General features: G+C 68.6%; 14 protein-coding genes and 1 pseudogene. 7 read left to right on the top strand and 8 right to left on the bottom strand.

Features of this window, described 5'->3' with window-relative positions; translation table 11 throughout:
* From A9X05_RS27455 to A9X05_RS27440, 4 genes and pseudogenes are all read left to right on the top strand, one after another.
* Positions 1–348: pseudogene (locus A9X05_RS27455) on the top strand (MFS transporter); the annotation flags it as partial.
* 256 nt (positions 349–604) lie between these two features.
* Complete coding sequence (locus A9X05_RS27450) at positions 605–1831, top strand: acetyl-CoA acetyltransferase (protein WP_067785362.1); 1227 nt, start codon at positions 605–607, stop codon at positions 1829–1831.
* A gap of 1 nt (position 1832) precedes the next feature.
* Complete coding sequence (locus A9X05_RS27445; RefSeq protein WP_067785361.1) at positions 1833–3347, top strand: carotenoid oxygenase family protein; 1515 nt, start codon at positions 1833–1835, stop codon at positions 3345–3347.
* Entirely contained in the window at positions 3347–3826 is a 480-nt protein-coding gene (locus A9X05_RS27440) for a VOC family protein (RefSeq protein ID WP_067785358.1), read from the top strand. Before A9X05_RS27445 ends, A9X05_RS27440 begins: the two co-directional genes overlap by 1 nt.
* Before the next feature lie 4 nt (positions 3827–3830).
* Here the strand turns inward: A9X05_RS27440 and A9X05_RS27435 are convergent, their stop codons facing one another.
* Genes A9X05_RS27435 through A9X05_RS27405 form a run of 7 tightly spaced genes read right to left on the bottom strand, consistent with a single transcriptional unit; the run spans position 3831 to position 10869 of the window.
* Positions 3831–4265 (bottom strand): hypothetical protein, encoded by a 435-nt coding sequence (locus tag A9X05_RS27435; protein WP_067747477.1) that lies wholly within the window; start codon positions 4263–4265, stop codon positions 3831–3833.
* A 41-nt stretch (positions 4266–4306) separates the two neighbouring features.
* On the bottom strand, positions 4307–4780 hold the full coding sequence (locus tag A9X05_RS27430) for an SRPBCC family protein (protein ID WP_067747475.1): 474 nt from the start codon (positions 4778–4780) through the stop codon (positions 4307–4309).
* A 4-nt stretch (positions 4781–4784) separates the two neighbouring features.
* The gene (locus A9X05_RS27425) at positions 4785–4973 is read right to left on the bottom strand and encodes an antitoxin (protein WP_067747473.1); all 189 of its coding nucleotides are present in this window, start codon (positions 4971–4973) and stop codon (positions 4785–4787) included.
* A 59-nt stretch (positions 4974–5032) separates the two neighbouring features.
* Positions 5033–7405 (bottom strand): cation-translocating P-type ATPase, encoded by a 2373-nt coding sequence (locus A9X05_RS27420; RefSeq protein ID WP_067785355.1) that lies wholly within the window; start codon positions 7403–7405, stop codon positions 5033–5035.
* Positions 7402–8979 carry a serine hydrolase gene (locus tag A9X05_RS27415; RefSeq protein WP_067785352.1) on the bottom strand — a complete coding sequence of 526 codons (1578 nt, stop codon included), beginning with the start codon at positions 8977–8979 and terminating at the stop codon, positions 7402–7404. Before A9X05_RS27415 ends, A9X05_RS27420 begins: the two co-directional genes overlap by 4 nt.
* A 40-nt stretch (positions 8980–9019) precedes the next feature.
* Positions 9020–10132 carry an MBL fold metallo-hydrolase gene (locus A9X05_RS27410; RefSeq protein ID WP_156669852.1) on the bottom strand — a complete coding sequence of 371 codons (1113 nt, stop codon included), beginning with the start codon at positions 10130–10132 and terminating at the stop codon, positions 9020–9022.
* A 5-nt stretch (positions 10133–10137) separates the two neighbouring features.
* Positions 10138–10869, bottom strand: a complete 732-nt coding sequence (locus A9X05_RS27405) for an enoyl-CoA hydratase (RefSeq protein ID WP_067785349.1) — start codon at positions 10867–10869, stop codon at positions 10138–10140.
* 27 nt (positions 10870–10896) lie between these two features.
* On the opposite strand from A9X05_RS27405, the gene A9X05_RS27400 reads away from it, so the two are divergent.
* The gene (locus tag A9X05_RS27400; RefSeq protein WP_067747465.1) at positions 10897–12369 is read left to right on the top strand and encodes a carboxyl transferase domain-containing protein; all 1473 of its coding nucleotides are present in this window, start codon (positions 10897–10899) and stop codon (positions 12367–12369) included.
* A 79-nt stretch (positions 12370–12448) separates the two neighbouring features.
* Here the strand turns inward: A9X05_RS27400 and A9X05_RS27395 are convergent, their stop codons facing one another.
* The gene (locus A9X05_RS27395; RefSeq protein WP_067747463.1) at positions 12449–13000 is read right to left on the bottom strand and encodes a TetR/AcrR family transcriptional regulator; all 552 of its coding nucleotides are present in this window, start codon (positions 12998–13000) and stop codon (positions 12449–12451) included.
* A gap of 104 nt (positions 13001–13104) precedes the next feature.
* Between A9X05_RS27395 and A9X05_RS27390 the strand changes: the two genes are divergently transcribed.
* The gene (locus A9X05_RS27390) at positions 13105–14244 is read left to right on the top strand and encodes an NAD(P)/FAD-dependent oxidoreductase (RefSeq protein WP_067747461.1); all 1140 of its coding nucleotides are present in this window, start codon (positions 13105–13107) and stop codon (positions 14242–14244) included.
* A gap of 198 nt (positions 14245–14442) precedes the next feature.
* Positions 14443–15153 carry a two-component system response regulator PrrA gene (prrA, locus tag A9X05_RS27385; protein WP_007168707.1) on the top strand — a complete coding sequence of 237 codons (711 nt, stop codon included), beginning with the start codon at positions 14443–14445 and terminating at the stop codon, positions 15151–15153.
* Positions 15154–15157 lie beyond the last annotated feature (4 nt).

Raw genomic sequence — 15157 nt, 5'->3', positions numbered from 1 at the left:
CACGGCCTCATGTATGCGGTCCAGCCCGCGGCCATGGCCGAGATGTTTCCCACCCGGATGCGCTATTCGGGGGTGTCGCTCGGCTACCAGGTCACCTCGATCGTGGCCGGTTCGCTGGCACCGATCATCGCGGTGCGCTTACTCCAGACGTACAAATCCGCGGTGCCGATCTCCTGGTATTTGGCGGCGACCGCCGCGGTGAGCGCCGTGGCCGTCGTCACCGCCGTCGAGACGAGGGGCATAGACCTGGCGGCAATCGACCTGGCCGACGCCCGCAAACACGGCGGCATCACGGCAGGTCAGCCGGACGGACCGGACCCCACCGAGCTCGTCCCCGGGGCCGTCTGAGCCGCGGGTGGGCGCGGCACCCAAGCGGTGGCCCCCCATCGAACAGGCCAGGAGGTTGACTTCACATGTTTGTCGTCCGCGGTACGGGGCAATGTTCCATGAGAGGCGCACGCGTCGGCCGGCCTTCGCGTTCGCCTAGGTCCCGTCGGTTCAGCCCGAGAGCCGACGGGGCCGCCCCATCTTCGGGCACCCCGTTCACCCCGCCCCCTCGCGGACAGACCTCAACGCCGAGGCGATCCAGGAGTACCGTGCGCGTATGGATGGCTCGACGGACGTGTGGATTCTGGGCGGCTGGCAAACCGACTTCGCCCGCAACCTGAACAAGGAGGGCCGCGACTTCGCCGCCCTGACCGCCGAGGTCGTCGAGGGCACGCTCGCCGCCGCCAAAGTGAACGCCGCCGACATCGAAGTGGTGCACGTCGCGAACGCGTTCGGCGAAATGTTCGCCGCCCAGGGCCACCTCGGCGCGATGCCGGCCACGGTCTGCGCCGACCTCTGGGACACCCCCGCGTCCCGGCACGAAGCGGCGTGCGCGTCGGGCAGCATCGCTGCCTTGTCGGCGATGGCGGATCTGCGGTCGGGCGCCTACGACACCGCGCTGGTGCTCGGCGTCGAGCTCGAGAAAACCGTGCCCGGCGACACCGCGGCCCAGCATCTGGGGGCCGCCGCCTGGACGGGTCACGAGGGGGCCGGCGCCCGCTACCTGTGGCCGTCGATGTTCGCTCAGGTCGCCGACGAATACGACCGCCGCTACGGCCTGGACGACGCGCACCTGCGGGCGATCGCGCAGCTCAACTTCGCCAACGCGCGGCGCAACCCGAACGCCCAGACGCGCGGATGGACGGTCCCCGACCCCATCACGGACGACGACACCACCAACCCGATCACCGAGGGCCGGCTGCGGCGCTTCGACTGCAGCCAAATGACCGATGGCGGCGCGGGATTGGTTCTGGTCGGCGACGCCTATCTGCGCGCCCATCCCGATGTGCGGCCCATCGGTCGCATCGACGGCTGGGGACACCGCACGGTGGGACTGGGTCTGCGGCAAAAGCTCGACCGGGCCGCCGACGACCCCTACGTGCTCCCGCACGTGCGGGCCGCCGTACAAGACGCGCTGCGGCGCGCGCGGCTGGCCCTCGACGACCTCGACGGGTACGAGGTGCACGACTGCTTCACACCCAGCGAGTACCTGGCGATCGACCACATCGGCCTGACCGGCCCGGGCGAGTCGTGGAAAGCGATCGAGAACGGCGAGATCGAGATCGGCGGCCGGCTGCCGATCAACCCGAGCGGCGGTCTGATCGGTGGCGGCCACCCGGTCGGGGCGTCGGGCGTGCGCATGCTGCTCGACGCGGCCAAACAGGTCAGCGGCGCGGCCGGCGAGTACCAGGTCGACGGGGCAAAGACCTTCGGCACCCTCAACTTCGGCGGCAGCACCGCCACCACGGTGAGTTTCGTTGTCAGCACGGCAGCAGGTGTGTGACATGGACGTCGCGATCGTCGGCAAGTTTCTGTCCACGCTGCCCGAGGACGACGACCACCCGTACCGGACCGGACCGTGGCGTCCCCAGACCACCGAGTGGGACGACGACGACCTCACCGCGGTGGAGGGGGAGATCCCGCGCGACCTGGACGGCATCTACCTCCGCAACACCGAGAACCCGCTGCACCCGGCGCTGAAGACCTACCACCCGTTCGACGGCGACGGCATGCTGCACATGGTCGGCTTCCGCGACGGAAAGGCGTTCTACCGCAACCGTTTCGTACGCACCGATGGCTTCCTGGCGGAGAACGAAGCCGGCGAGCCGCTCTGGCCGGGGCTGGCCGAGCCGGTGCAACTGGCCAAGCGCGAAGACGGCTGGGGCGCTCGCACCCGGATGAAGGACGCGTCGAGTACCGACGTCATCGTGCACCGGGGCGTGGCGCTGACCAGCTTCTACCAGTGCGGCGACCTGTACCGGGTCGATCCGTGTTCGGGTGAGAACCTGGGCAAGGAGACCTGGAACGGGCGGTTCCCCACCGATTGGGGCGTGTCCGCGCACCCGAAGGTCGACGCCAAGGCCGGTGAGCTGCTGTTCTTCAACTACAGCAAGCGGGACCCGTACATGCGCTACGGCGTCGTCGACCAGAGCAACGAGCTGGTCCACTACGTCGACATCCCACTGCCGGGACCGCGCCTGCCCCACGACATGGCGTTCACCGAAAACTACGTCATCCTCAACGATTTCCCGTTGTTCTGGGACCCCGCCCTGCTCGAGCAAGACGTGCACGTGCCGCGCTTCTTCCCGGACATCCCGTCACGCTTCGCGATCCTCCCCCGCCGCGGCGGGCCCGCCGACATCCGATGGTTCGAGGCGGACCCGACCTTCGTGCTGCACTTCGTCAACGCCTACGAAGACGGTGACGAGATCGTGCTCGACGGATTCTTCGAGGGGGACCCTTCCCCGGCCGACACCGGTGGGTCGAAGTGGGACAAGCTGTTTCGCTTCCTGGCGCTCGACCGGCTGCAGTCGCGGCTGCATCGGTGGCGGTTCAATTTGACAACCGGCGCCGTGCGGGAAGAACGGCTGTCGGACTCCATCACCGAGTTCGGCACCATCAACCCCGACTACGCCGCGGGCAACTACCGCTACGCCTACGCCGCGACCGGCAAACCCGGTTGGTTCCTGTTCGACGGGCTGGTCAAACACGACCTGCAAACCGGAAGCCAACAGGAATTCGCCTTCGGCGAAGGCGTCTACGGAAGCGAGACGGCGATGGCGCCGCGAGTCGGTGCCACCGGCGAGGACGACGGCTACCTCGTCACGCTCACCACCGACATGAACGCCGACGCCTCCTACTGCGTGATCTTCGACGCGGGCCGGATCGCCGACGGGCCGGTGTGCAAACTTCAACTGCCCGAGCGCATCTCGAGCGGTACCCATTCGACGTGGGCACCCGGCGCACAGCTGCGACACTGGAACACCGCCGAGTCGGCGGCCGGAGCGGTCGGGCTGTGATGGCGCACAACCCCCGCCGCACCACGCACTGGCCCCCGCAGCTCGCACCGATCGGCGGCATCCGGTTCGCCCGCCGGTCGTCGAACTTTCAGGACACGGTGCGGTTCTACCGCGAACTCGTCGGGCTGCCGCTCTTCGAGACGTTCGGCGAGAGCTACGGCAGCAACGGCGCCATCTTCGGCCTGCCCAGCTGGAACCTGACCCTGGAAATCGTGGAATCCGTCGAGCCCGTCGCGGTCGACCCGCACGAACAGCTGTGCCTCTACTTCCCCAACCGCCGGGCGCAGCAGGAGGCGATCGCACGGCTTCGGGCCGCCGGGCACGAGCCGGTCGAACAACATCCGTACTGGGAGGCAACGGGCGCGTTCACCTACCGCGACCCCGACGGCCGCGAAATCGTGTTCGCGCCCTTCGTGTTCGGCGTCAACGAGCCCAGCGAGAGCGCCAGCTCGGGCAAGCACGAGTTCCCGTCGCCCTGAATCCTCAGCGGCCGGACCGTCGGGAAGCCAACGCCGTGATGACCGCCGCGATCGAGCACACCACCGCGCACACCGCCGCCACCGCGCCGACGTAGAGGCCGTACTGCGCCGACACCGGCGGATTGACGTTCAGCTTGTAGTACCAGGCCGTGAGCGCGACGATCAGCAGCGAGATCAACAGTGCGCCAACCGAAGCCAGCCGCACCGACAGGCCGCGGCCGACCATCGCGCCGGTGACCAGCAGCGCCGAGGACAGCAGCACGATGAGCTGACCCGCGCCGAACCCGCGCGGAAGTTCCAGGTTGCCGTGCGCGCCCCCGATGGCGTTGGCCCAGCCCCCGCCGTTGACGGCCGTCGTCAGCCACGGCAGCCACGCACTGGCCGAGATCACCAACGCGAAAAGCGCCACCAGCCACCCAGGACGCAGCCGGCGAGTCATGCTAGCGAGATTAACCGACTCGGGACCGGTGGCCGAGGCGATCAGCGATGAACGCCGCCGTGTCCATTCATGCCGGGATCGGGCCGGGTGAACACCGTGACGAAGTTCTCCAGTGACGTGTTGATGTCGCCCCGCAGGGCGGCGGCGACGATCATCCCGATCGGGCCGAACAGCGCCGGGCCGCCGAGGTGGACGTCGAAGCTGACGATGGAGCCCTCCTCGGCGGGCTGAACCTTCGCCATCAGCTTGACCTTCACGCCGCCGACACCGTCCCCGTTGAGCGTCATGCCCTCCGGCGGCTTGTACCGCACCACCGTCCATTTGATCCGGTTGTACATGCCCTTGACTTCGACGATCGACTCCACGACCGTGCCCTTGTCGATGTCGTCGGGCAGTTTGCTGCGCCACACCCGGTGAATGGTCAGCCAGTCCTTGTAGCGGGACAGGTCGGAGGCATGCTTCCACGCCACCTCGGGTGGCAACGGGACATCGATGGATCCGGAGAGTTTCGCCATGAGCTCAGTTCTGGTCGTCGCCTTTTGCCGCGGCCTCGGCTGCCTTCTTGGCCTCTTCCTGCACTTTGTGGATGGTGTCGGAGTACTTGCCCTGCGTCTTGTCGTCGACGAACTCGCCGGCCTTGTCGATCGCCGTCCCGACCTTGTCGGCGTTCTGCGACAACAGGTCTTTGGCCTTGTCGAAGAATCCCATGCACCCGTCCTTTCCCCGCCGCAAATCCTACTAACCCTGCGGGCCCGTGCTCCGGGTGGTCAGCGCCACATCCGCGGCTGCACGCCCAGCATCCGCGCCCGGATCCACCACATCGCCTCGACGGCGGCGGCGCCCAGCACACCGATACCCACGGCGGTCGAGGTCACCACCACGTCGGATGGATCGAGCAGAAACGCCTTGCGGGCCAGCGGGATGCTGAAGATCACGACGTAGGCCAGGGCCGAGGCGATCACCAGTGCGACCCGCCACCACTGGTAGGGGCGAGCGACCACCGCGAGCACCCACAGCGCCGTCATCAGCAACGTGATCAGGGCCGCGGTGGACGCCTGCTCCTGCTGCTGAAAGGTCGCGTGCCGGCCGTGGTAGGCCAGCAGGTAGGAAGCGAAGGTCGCGGCCCCGACGATCAGCCCGGACGGCAGCGCCGAGCTCAGCACCCGCCGGACGAAGCCCGGATAGGCGCGTTCGTTGTTGGGGGCAAGCGAGAGGATGAACGACGGGATTCCGATGGTGAACCACGCCGCGATCGTCACGTGGATCGGCTGGAACGGGTACAACAAGGGGTCCGCTTTGATCACCTTGGCGAACAGGCATTCGATGCCGACCAGCAGCGCCAGCAGCACCGAGTAGACGGTCTTGGTCAAGAACAGGTTGGCCACGCGCTCGATGTTGCCGATCACCCGTCGGCCCTCGGCGACGACGTACGGCAGGGTGGCGAATCTGTTGTCCAGCAACACGATTTGTGCGACGGCCCGCGACGCCGGGCTGCCGGCGCCCATCGCGACGCCGATGTCGGCATCCTTGAGGGCCAGCACGTCGTTGACGCCGTCTCCGGTCATCGCGACGGTATGCCCGTGCGATTGCAGTGCGTGCACAATCGACCGCTTCTGGTCGGGCCGCACCCGGCCGAACGTGGTGTAAGCATCCAGCGCGTCGGCCAGTTGCGCGGGTTCGGACGGCAGCCGGCGCGCGTCCATCGTCTCGCCGCGCAATCCGAGTTTGTCGGCTACGGCCCCCACGGACACCGCGTTGTCGCCGGAGATCACCTTCACCGAAACACCCTGCTCGGCAAAGTAATCCAACGTCTCCGCGGCGTCCGGGCGGACCCTTTGCTCCAGAACCACCAGCGCGACGGGGGTGACGCGGCCCGGTGCGTCCGGGTGGTCGACGGTCACATCGCCGGTTCCGACCAGCAGCACCCGCAACCCCTGCGCGCCGATGCGCTCGGCCCGCTCGGCCGCTTCCGACGCCGGATCGAGCAGCACGTCCGGCGCCCCGATCACCCAATTGCCGCGGTCGCCGTAGGACACCCCGCTCCACTTGGTGGCCGACTTGAACGGGGCGGTCGCTGTGACGGTCCAGTCGGGCGGCCGCTGATAGGTCTCCGCGATCGCCTGCATGCTGGCGTTGGGGCGCGGGTCGGCGGCGGCCAGCGCCGCCAGCGCCTCCTCGACGTTGTTCCGTTGCACCGCTTCGAGTTCCTCGACCCCCGCGACGCGCATGCCGTTTTCGGTCAGGGTGCCGGTCTTGTCCGCGCAGACCACATCAACCCGGGCGAGCCCCTCGATGGCGGGCAACTCCTGCACCAGGCACCGGCGCTGGCCGAGCCGGACGACCCCGACGGCGAACGCGACCGATGTCAGCAAGACCAGCCCCTCGGGCACCATCGGCACCAGCGCACCCACCGTCCGCAGCACCGACTGCCGCCAGCCCGCGTGGGTGGTGAAGAACTGGGTGTAAATCGTCAGCAGGCCGGCAGGCACCAACAGGTAGGTGATGAACTGCAGGATCCGGTTGATGCCGTTGCGCAGTTCGGATTTGACCAAGGTGAACTTGCTGGCCTCCTCGGCGAGCTTGGCCGCGTAGGCCTCCGGCCCGACCTTGGTGGCGCGGTAGGCGCCCGACCCGGCGACGACGAAGCTGCCCGACATCACGGCGTCGCCCGTGGCCTTGCCGATCGGGTCGGCCTCACCGGTCAGCAGCGACTCGTCGATCTCCAGGTTCGTCTCCTCGACGATCTCGCCGTCGACGACGACTTGGTCGCCGGGTCCGAGTTCGATGATGTCATCGAGGACCACCTGTGCGGGCGGCAGAGTCCTCGTCCCGGATTCCCTGCGCACCAATGGTTTCGCCTGCCCCACGATCGCCAGCGCATCCAGTGTCTGCTTGGCCCGGATTTCCTGCACCATGCCGACGACGCTGTTGGCGACGATGAGCAGGCCGAACATCCCGTTGATCAGCGAGCCCGTCGCCAGCACGATCAGCAGCAGCACGCCCAGGATCGCGTTGATCCGGGTGAAGACGTTGGCCCGCACGATGTCCGGGATGCTGCGGGTGGCACGTTCGCGGACAGCGTTGCTCTTGCCATCGGCGACCCGCTGCGCCACCTCGGCATCGGTCAATCCGGGGATCATCGGGTGAACGTCCCAAGCTTGTCGGAGTCGTAGTACTCCAAATTGAGGGCGTTTCCGGAGAACACGGCCTTGGAAACCGTTCCGGGCGGCGCATTTTCGTCGGTCAGACCGAAGGTGAAGGTGTCGCCGTCCCAGTGCGTCAGGGGGACCGCCCGGTTCTTCGGTCCCATCGTCAGTTGCAGCGCCCCGTCCCGTTCGGTGACGACGGCCGGGCCCCAGTAGTCGTTGGCGTACACGCCGGCGTATTGGCCGAGCGGCCTGGCCGGGGCGGGGTTCGCCGGCGGCTGCTTGCCGACCAGCGAGCCCTCGGGGTTGTTCAGCCAGCCGATCGCCTTGTTGTAGAGAGCGCCCCAGTCCTCGCGGATCTGGCCATACTCAACGAGGTCCATGAATTGGGCGGTCAGCGTTTCCGGGATGCCGTAGGGCGCACCGTTGGTCAGCGCGACGATGGCCAGGTCCTCCGAGGGCAGCACCACGAAGTTGGTCGCCGCGCCGAGATCGAAGGCGCCCGAATGGCTGTATTCGGTGCGCCCCGACGAATCGACCGACGCGTTGAAGCCGTATCCGTAGAACCCGGTGCGCGCCCCGGGGGTCTTCGCGGGTGTCGAAACCATCCGCGGACTGATGGCCGGCAGTAAGGCTTCCGCCGAGGTGATCCGCTGGCCGTTGTAAGTTCCGTTGCCCAGCAACATCATCAGCCAGCGCGCCATGTCGTTCACCGACGAACTCACGCCGCCCGCCGGCGACTGCGCGTCCGGGTCGCGCTGGAATCGGGGCTCCCATCTGCCGTCGATCTTGATGTGGTTCACAGCGCGGTTGGGCCGGGCGAGGAAGTCGGCGAACCGGGAACTCGTCGAGGTCATTCCCAGCGGCCGGTACAGCTCCTGGTCCGACAGGTCCTCCCACGACTTGCCCGCCGCGGTGGCCACCGCCTCGGCCGCCGCCGTCACCCCGTAGTTGGTGTAGGCGTAACTGGCCCGAAATGGGGCCAGCGGCAGGAACTTCAGCCGCTCGAGGGTCTGCCGCCGGTCATAACCCAGGTCTTCGAGTTTGTCACCGGCGTGGTCGGGCAGCCCGGAACGATGCGAATAGAGGTCGGCGACGGTCACGTGGCTGGTGACGTAGGGATCGCTGAGCGTGAACCACGGCAGCTTGGACACGACCGGCGTGTCCCAGGCGACCACGTTCTCACTGACCTCGTGCGCGACCACCGTCGAGCCGACCGATTTGGATACCGACGCCAACTGGAAGACGGTGTCCGCGTCCACCCTGTTGCCTCGACCCTGCCCCTTGCTGGCGTCCTTGATGCCGAAGCCCTTGGCGTACAGAACTTTTCCACCGTGAACGACAGCCACCGCCATGCCCGGGACGCCGGTGCTCTTCATCAGGTCGCCGACCAGGCCGTCGACCTTCGCGACGGCGTCGTCGATGCGGCCGGCGGGGATCGCAACGCCGGACACCTCGTTGGGGGGTGCGTCAGAGAGCGCGGGCGGGCTGGAAGCCGGTTGCGCGGGCCCGCATCCGGTCATGGCGAGCAGCACCGTGACAGCGGCCGCGGCCGCGCGTTTCGTCATGGCGGAACTTTAGCGTGGGGAGGTTGCCGGGCCTCAGAATTCAGAGCCGCCACCAGGGATTCGATTTCACCGGCGATGTGGGATCGATGCGCTGGCCCGGAGCGGGCACCGCGACATTGACCCGTTCCGGTTCCGCGGCGGAGAGCAGTCGCTCCACCGGCTCGGCCCACGGGTGGGGGGCCAGCCGGAAGGTGCCCCAGTGGATCGGCACGAGCAGCCCGGCCTCGGTGAGGTCCAGGTGCGCCCGGACCGCCTCCTCGGGGTTCATGTGGACGTCCGGCCACGCGCTGTTGTAGGCCCCGATGGGCAGCAGGGTCAGGTCGAACGGCCCGTGCTCTTCGCCGATGCGCGTGAAGCTCTCGGTGTAGCCGGTGTCTCCGCCGAAATAGGCGCGATGATTCGGGCCGGCGAAGGCCCATGACGCCCACAGCGTGGTGTTGCGGTCCAGGAAGCGTCCCGAAAAGTGCCGCGCCGGCAGGCAAGTCACGATGAGCTCGTCGACCTTGGCGCTCTGATGCCAGTCGAGTTCGACGATGCGGTGCTCGGGGATCCCCCAAGCACGCAGGTGGGCGCCGACGCCGAGGGGGACGAAGAAGGGTGCCCGCTGCGTGCGGGCCAGCGCCAACACCGTGTCGATGTCGAGGTGGTCGTAATGGTCATGGCTGATCACGACGGCATCGACGGCAGGCAGCCCTTCCAGTTGCACCGGGGGCGGATGCAGCCGCTGCGGCCCGACGATGTCCGACGGTGAGCACCGGTCGCTCCACACCGGGTCGGTGAGCACCCGGTAGCCGTCGATCTCCAACAGGGCCGTCGAGTGGCCGAACCAGCTGACGGCGAGCCGCCTGGGATCACCGTCGAAGAGCGCCGGCGCGGCCAACGGGATCGGCGAAGCGGGCCGGCCCACGCTGCGATTGCCGATCAGCTCCCAGACGACGAGCCGCAGTTCCTCGCGATCCATTACGAAGTTCGAGGCGGGGTCGAGGTTGAGGAATACGCCGTCGCGGTAGTTCGGTGACCCCTCGGCCACGGCCCGGATCGCGGCGGGGTGCGCACCCAGGGCCGCCGGTGCGCCGTGCAGCGCCCGCACCACCCAGCCGCCGGCCGCCAGCGACGCCGTGCCCGCGGCCAGCCGCAGCGCCCCCCGCAGCATGAGGGTCAGGCTCCCGTGAACTTGGGCGGTCGCTTCTCGATGCGGGCCACCTGGGCTTCGACGACGTCCTGGCTCCCCCACGCCTTGTCGAAGAGCTCCTTGTGCACCGGCAACGAATCGTCCATGGCGCCGTCATCGTTGAGCACCCGCTTGGCGTGCTGGATCGCCAGCGGCGCCAGGCCGGCGATCTCGGCGCCCCACGCCTGGGCGTCGGCCACTGTCCCGATGCGGTTGGCCAATCCACACTGCAGCGCAACTTCGGGCGTCAGCTTTTCTGCGGTCAGCAGCATCGCACTGGCCCGCCCGTGACCGACCAGCGAGGACAGCCGACGGATGCTCCAGTTATCCAGCGCCAGGCCATATTTCGAGGTCGGAAATTGAAAGAATGCCTCCGGTGCGACGACCCGCAGATCGCATCGCATCGCCAGCTGCAGGCCCGCGCCGATGGCCGGACCGTTGATGGCGCCGATCACCGGGATCAGCGTGGCATCCATCAACTTGTGCAGCTCGATGAGCCGGTCGGGGTAGTCGGCGGCGAACGCATCGCCACTCAGGTCCGCACCGGCGCAGAACGCCGTGCCCTGCCCGGTCAGCACGATGGCCCGAACGGTGCCGTCGCTGGCCTTCTGGAAAGTTTCCCGCAGCTCCTCGACGAGTTCGGAATTCAGGGCGTTGCGGCGCTCGGGCCGCTGCAGCTCGATGGTCAGCACGGCCTCAGCCTGGGTAACACCGATCATGGCAGCCACCCTATATAGCCTCGTGTCGTGAGTCGTATCACGGCTGCTCAGCTGCGCGACGCGGTGCTCGACGACGGTTCCTTCGTCCGCTGGGACAGCGAGCCGCTCGCCGTGCCGGTCAGCGAGGCGTATTCGCGGGAATTGGCCGACGCGCGGGCGGCCACCGGCCTGGACGAATCGGTGCTGACCGGCGAGGGCCGCATCTTCGGGCGCCGAGTGGCGGTCGTGGTGTGCGAGTTCGGTTTCCTGGGCGGCTCGATCGGGGTGGCCGCGGCCGAGCGGATCACCACCGCGGTGCAGCGCGCGACCGCCGAGGGCCTGCCGTTGCTGGCCTCGCCGAGCTCCGGCGGCACCCGCATGCAGGAAGGCACGGTCGCCTTTCTGCAGATGGTGAAGATCGCCGCCGCGGTGCGCCTGCACAAGCAGGCGCACCTGCCCTACCTGGTCTACCTGCGCAATCCGACCACCGGCGGGGTGTTCGCGTCGTGGGGTTCGCTGGGTCACGTCACGGTCGCCGAGCCGGGAGCCCTGATCGGCTTTCTCGGCCCCCGGGTGTACCAGCTGCTCTATGGCGAGCCCTTCCCCGAGGGCGTCCAGACCGCGGAAAACCTGCACCGCCACGGCGTGATCGACGGTGTCGTCGCGGTCGACGAGCTCCGCGGGATGCTCGACCGCGCGCTGACCGTCATCGCCGACCCGGCCGAGCCCCTACCGGCGGCGCCGCCGCCCGAATCGATCCCCGACGTGCCGGCGTGGGACTCCGTGGTGGCGTCCCGCCGCCCCGACCGTCCGGGCGTCGGGCTGCTGTTACACCACGGCGCCACCGATCTGGTGCTGCTGTCGGGAACCGGGCGGGGGGAAGCGGCGACGACCCTGTTGGCCCTGGCCCGCTTCGCCGGACAGCCCGCGGTGGTTCTGGGACAGCAGCGCGTGACGGGCGGGATGGTGGGCCCCGCGTCGCTGCGGGAGGCCCGGCGCGGCATGGCCCTGGCGGCCGAGCTGCGCCTGCCGCTGGTGTTGGTGATCGACACCGCGGGGCCCGCGCTGTCGGCCGACGCCGAACAGGGCGGGCTGGCCGGCCAGATCGCCCAGTGCCTGGCCGAGCTGGTCACGCTCGACACCCCGACTGTGTCGGTGCTGCTCGGCCAGGGCAGCGGTGGGCCGGCGCTGGCCATGGTGCCCGCCGATCGGGTGCTGGCGGCGTTGCACGGCTGGCTGGCGCCCCTGCCGCCGGAGGGCGCCAGCGCGATCGTCTTCCGCGACACCGATCACGCCGCGGAACTGGCCGCCGCGCAAGGCATTCGGTCGCTCGATCTGCTGGTGTCGGGCATTGTCGACGCCGTGGTGCCGGAGCATCCCGATGCCGCCGATGAACCGGTCGAGTTCTGCCAGCGACTCTCGCACGCCATCGCCGCCGAGGTGCACGGGCTGCGCGCGCTACCGGCAACCGAGCGGCTGGCCGCTCGGTTGCGGCGTTACCGCCGAATCGGCTTGCCCTGAGATCGCGCCCAGCGACTCGCGACACAAAAACCACGCACGCGACACGCCGGAAGACGTCGCCGTGGTTTGACTCTCCCGATCACCCGTCCGGCAGTCCGAGGTAGCGCTGAATGGTCGGGCCGAGCCAGTCGACGATCTCGTCGCGGCTCATCTGGACGACCGGAGGCAGCCGTAACACGAAGCGGCACAATGCCATACCGAGGATTTGGGTCGCGATCAGCCCGGCCCGCACGCCGGAGTCTCGGGGCGGGACGAAGGCCTCCACCAGTGGCCGGATCTGGGCACCGAAGATCTCGTGCATACGTTGCGCCGCTTCGCCATTAGTGGTGCTGGATCGCAGCAGGATCACCAGCGCCTCGTCGCCTTCCCAGCGTTCGAGGAAGTGCCGAACCAGCGACCGCCCGACCTGGGCCGGGTCGGTACTCGTGAAGTCGGGGAACCGCAGGTCGAACTCGGCCGCGGCGGCGAACAGCTTGTCCTTGCTGCCGTAGTAACGCATGACCATCGCGGGATCGATGCCCGCGTCGGCGGCGATGGCCCGAATCGTCGCGCCCTGAAAGCCCACCGCGCCGAAGCGCTCGCGGGCCGCCGCCAGGATCACCGCCTTCGTCTCGTCTGCTGACCGTCTCATGTCAACAATTGTAGGCCAACAACTGTTGACATAGCCCCGCCGGCGCGCCAGCATGGGGTTATGCCAACAAGCGTTGACTAACTCACGAGGGAGAGGAGCCGACCATGAACGACACCGATGTCCTGGTGGTAGGCGCCGGTCCGACCGGTCTGACACTCGCTGCCGCGCTACTCAGCCGCGGAATTCGGGTGACCGTGGTGGACAAGCTGGCCTCGGGCGCCAACACGTCCCGCGCCGCGGCCGTCAACGCCCGCACCCTGGAAGTGCTCGAAGAGCTCGACGTCACCCGGCGGATGGTCAAGGCCGGGGTGATCGCACCGCGATTCACCATGCGACAGGGCCGGCGCGTCTTGATCCCCGTCGATTTCAGCGAGCTGCCGACCGAACACCCGTACACCCTGATGCTTTCCCAGGCCGACACCGAGCGGCTGCTGCTCGAGCGGCTGCACGAACTCGGCGGCGACGTGGTCCGGCCCAAGACGTTGCGCGGCATCACCCAGGATGCCGACGGCGTCACGGCGACGTTCGACGACGGCGACACGATCAGGGCCCGCTACGCCGTCGGCGCGGACGGTATGAACAGCACTGTTCGCACGCAAGCCGGAATCGGCTTCACCGGTGGCGAATTCGCGGAGTCTTTTACGCTCGCTGACGTACGAGTGACCGGCAAAGCGCCCGGCAATGAGGTGATCCTGTTCTACGCCAAAGACGGCCTGACGGTTCTGGCACCGCTGCCCGGTGGCATCTTCCGCGTCGTCGCCCCCACCGCCGATGCGCCGCAACAGCCTTCGGCGAAGTTTGTCCAGGCACTCCTGGACACTCGCGGATTCGGGCCGGGCCAAACGGTCGTGACCGAGCTGGTGTGGGGATCGCGGTTCCACATCCATCACCGCGTCGCCGACAGCTACCGGGCCGGCCGGCTGTTGCTGGCCGGTGACGCGGCCCACGTGCACAGCCCCGCGGGGGGTCAGGGGATGAACCTGGGGATCACCGACGCGGTGGCGCTGGCCGGGGCTCTCGCCGAGGTCCTGGGGGGCGGCCCGGAAACCGCGCTGGACGCGTACAGCGCCGCCCAGCGCCGACGCGCGGAGCGGGTCCTGAAACTGACCGGACGCCTGACGCGGGTGGCGACGCTGCCGCGCCCGTTGCGGCCGCTCCGCAACATCGGAATGCGCCTGGCCGCAGGGGTTCCGGCGGTCCGACGGCGGCTGGCGCTGCGGCTGAGCGGCCTCGCGACCCAGTGATCGCTGGGCCAGACGAGGTGGGCGATCCATGATCCCGACTCGGATCCGAACACCCGACCAGCGAATGTCCAATTCCGCCAAAGAGTTTGGCGCGGTCACGCCGATACCAGCACGCGATTTCGGCGCAGCGTCGAAAACGTAACCTTTTAGGCAACGGTGGCCCATCCAGGGCACCGCCCCGCGCGACAATCAGGCAAGATGGGCGGCATGGACACTGGTGGGACTTCGCCTCGCGTCTTGGTCGTCGACGACGACTCCGATGTGCTCGCCTCGCTGGAACGCGGCCTGCGGCTGTCCGGATTCGAGGTGTCGACCGCGGTCGACGGCGCCGAAGCCTTGCGCAGCGCCACCGAGACCCGGCCCGACGCGATCGTGCTCGACATCAACATGCCCGTGCTGGACGGCGTCAGCGTCGTCACGGCGCTCCGGGCCATGGACAACGACGTGCCGGTCTGCGTGCTGTCCGCCCGCAGTTCGGTCGACGACCGGGTCGCCGGGCTGGAGGCCGGCGCCGACGACTACTTGGTCAAACCGTTCGTGTTGGCCGAGCTCGTCGCGCGGGTGAAGGCGCTGCTGCGCCGACGCGGCGCGACCGCAACCTCCTCCTCGGAGACCATCACCGTGGGCCCGCTGGAAGTGGACATTCCCGGCCGGCGGGCCCGGGTCAACGGCGTCGACGTCGACCTGACCAAGCGGGAATTCGACCTGCTGGCCGTGCTGGCCGAGCACAAGACCGCGGTGCTGTCCCGCGCGCAGCTGTTGGAGCTGGTGTGGGGTTACGACTTCGCCGCCGACACCAACGTCGTCGACGTGTTCATCGGCTATCTGCGCCGCAAGCTCGAGGCCAACGGCGGTCCCCGGCTGCTGCACACCGTCCGCGGCGTAGGGTTCGTCCTGCGCATGCAGTAACCAG

Source organism: Mycobacterium sp. E3298 (genome assembly GCF_001666895.1).
Lineage (GTDB): Bacteria > Actinomycetota > Actinomycetes > Mycobacteriales > Mycobacteriaceae > Mycobacterium.
This window is presented reverse-complemented; position numbering and strand designations above follow the sequence as displayed.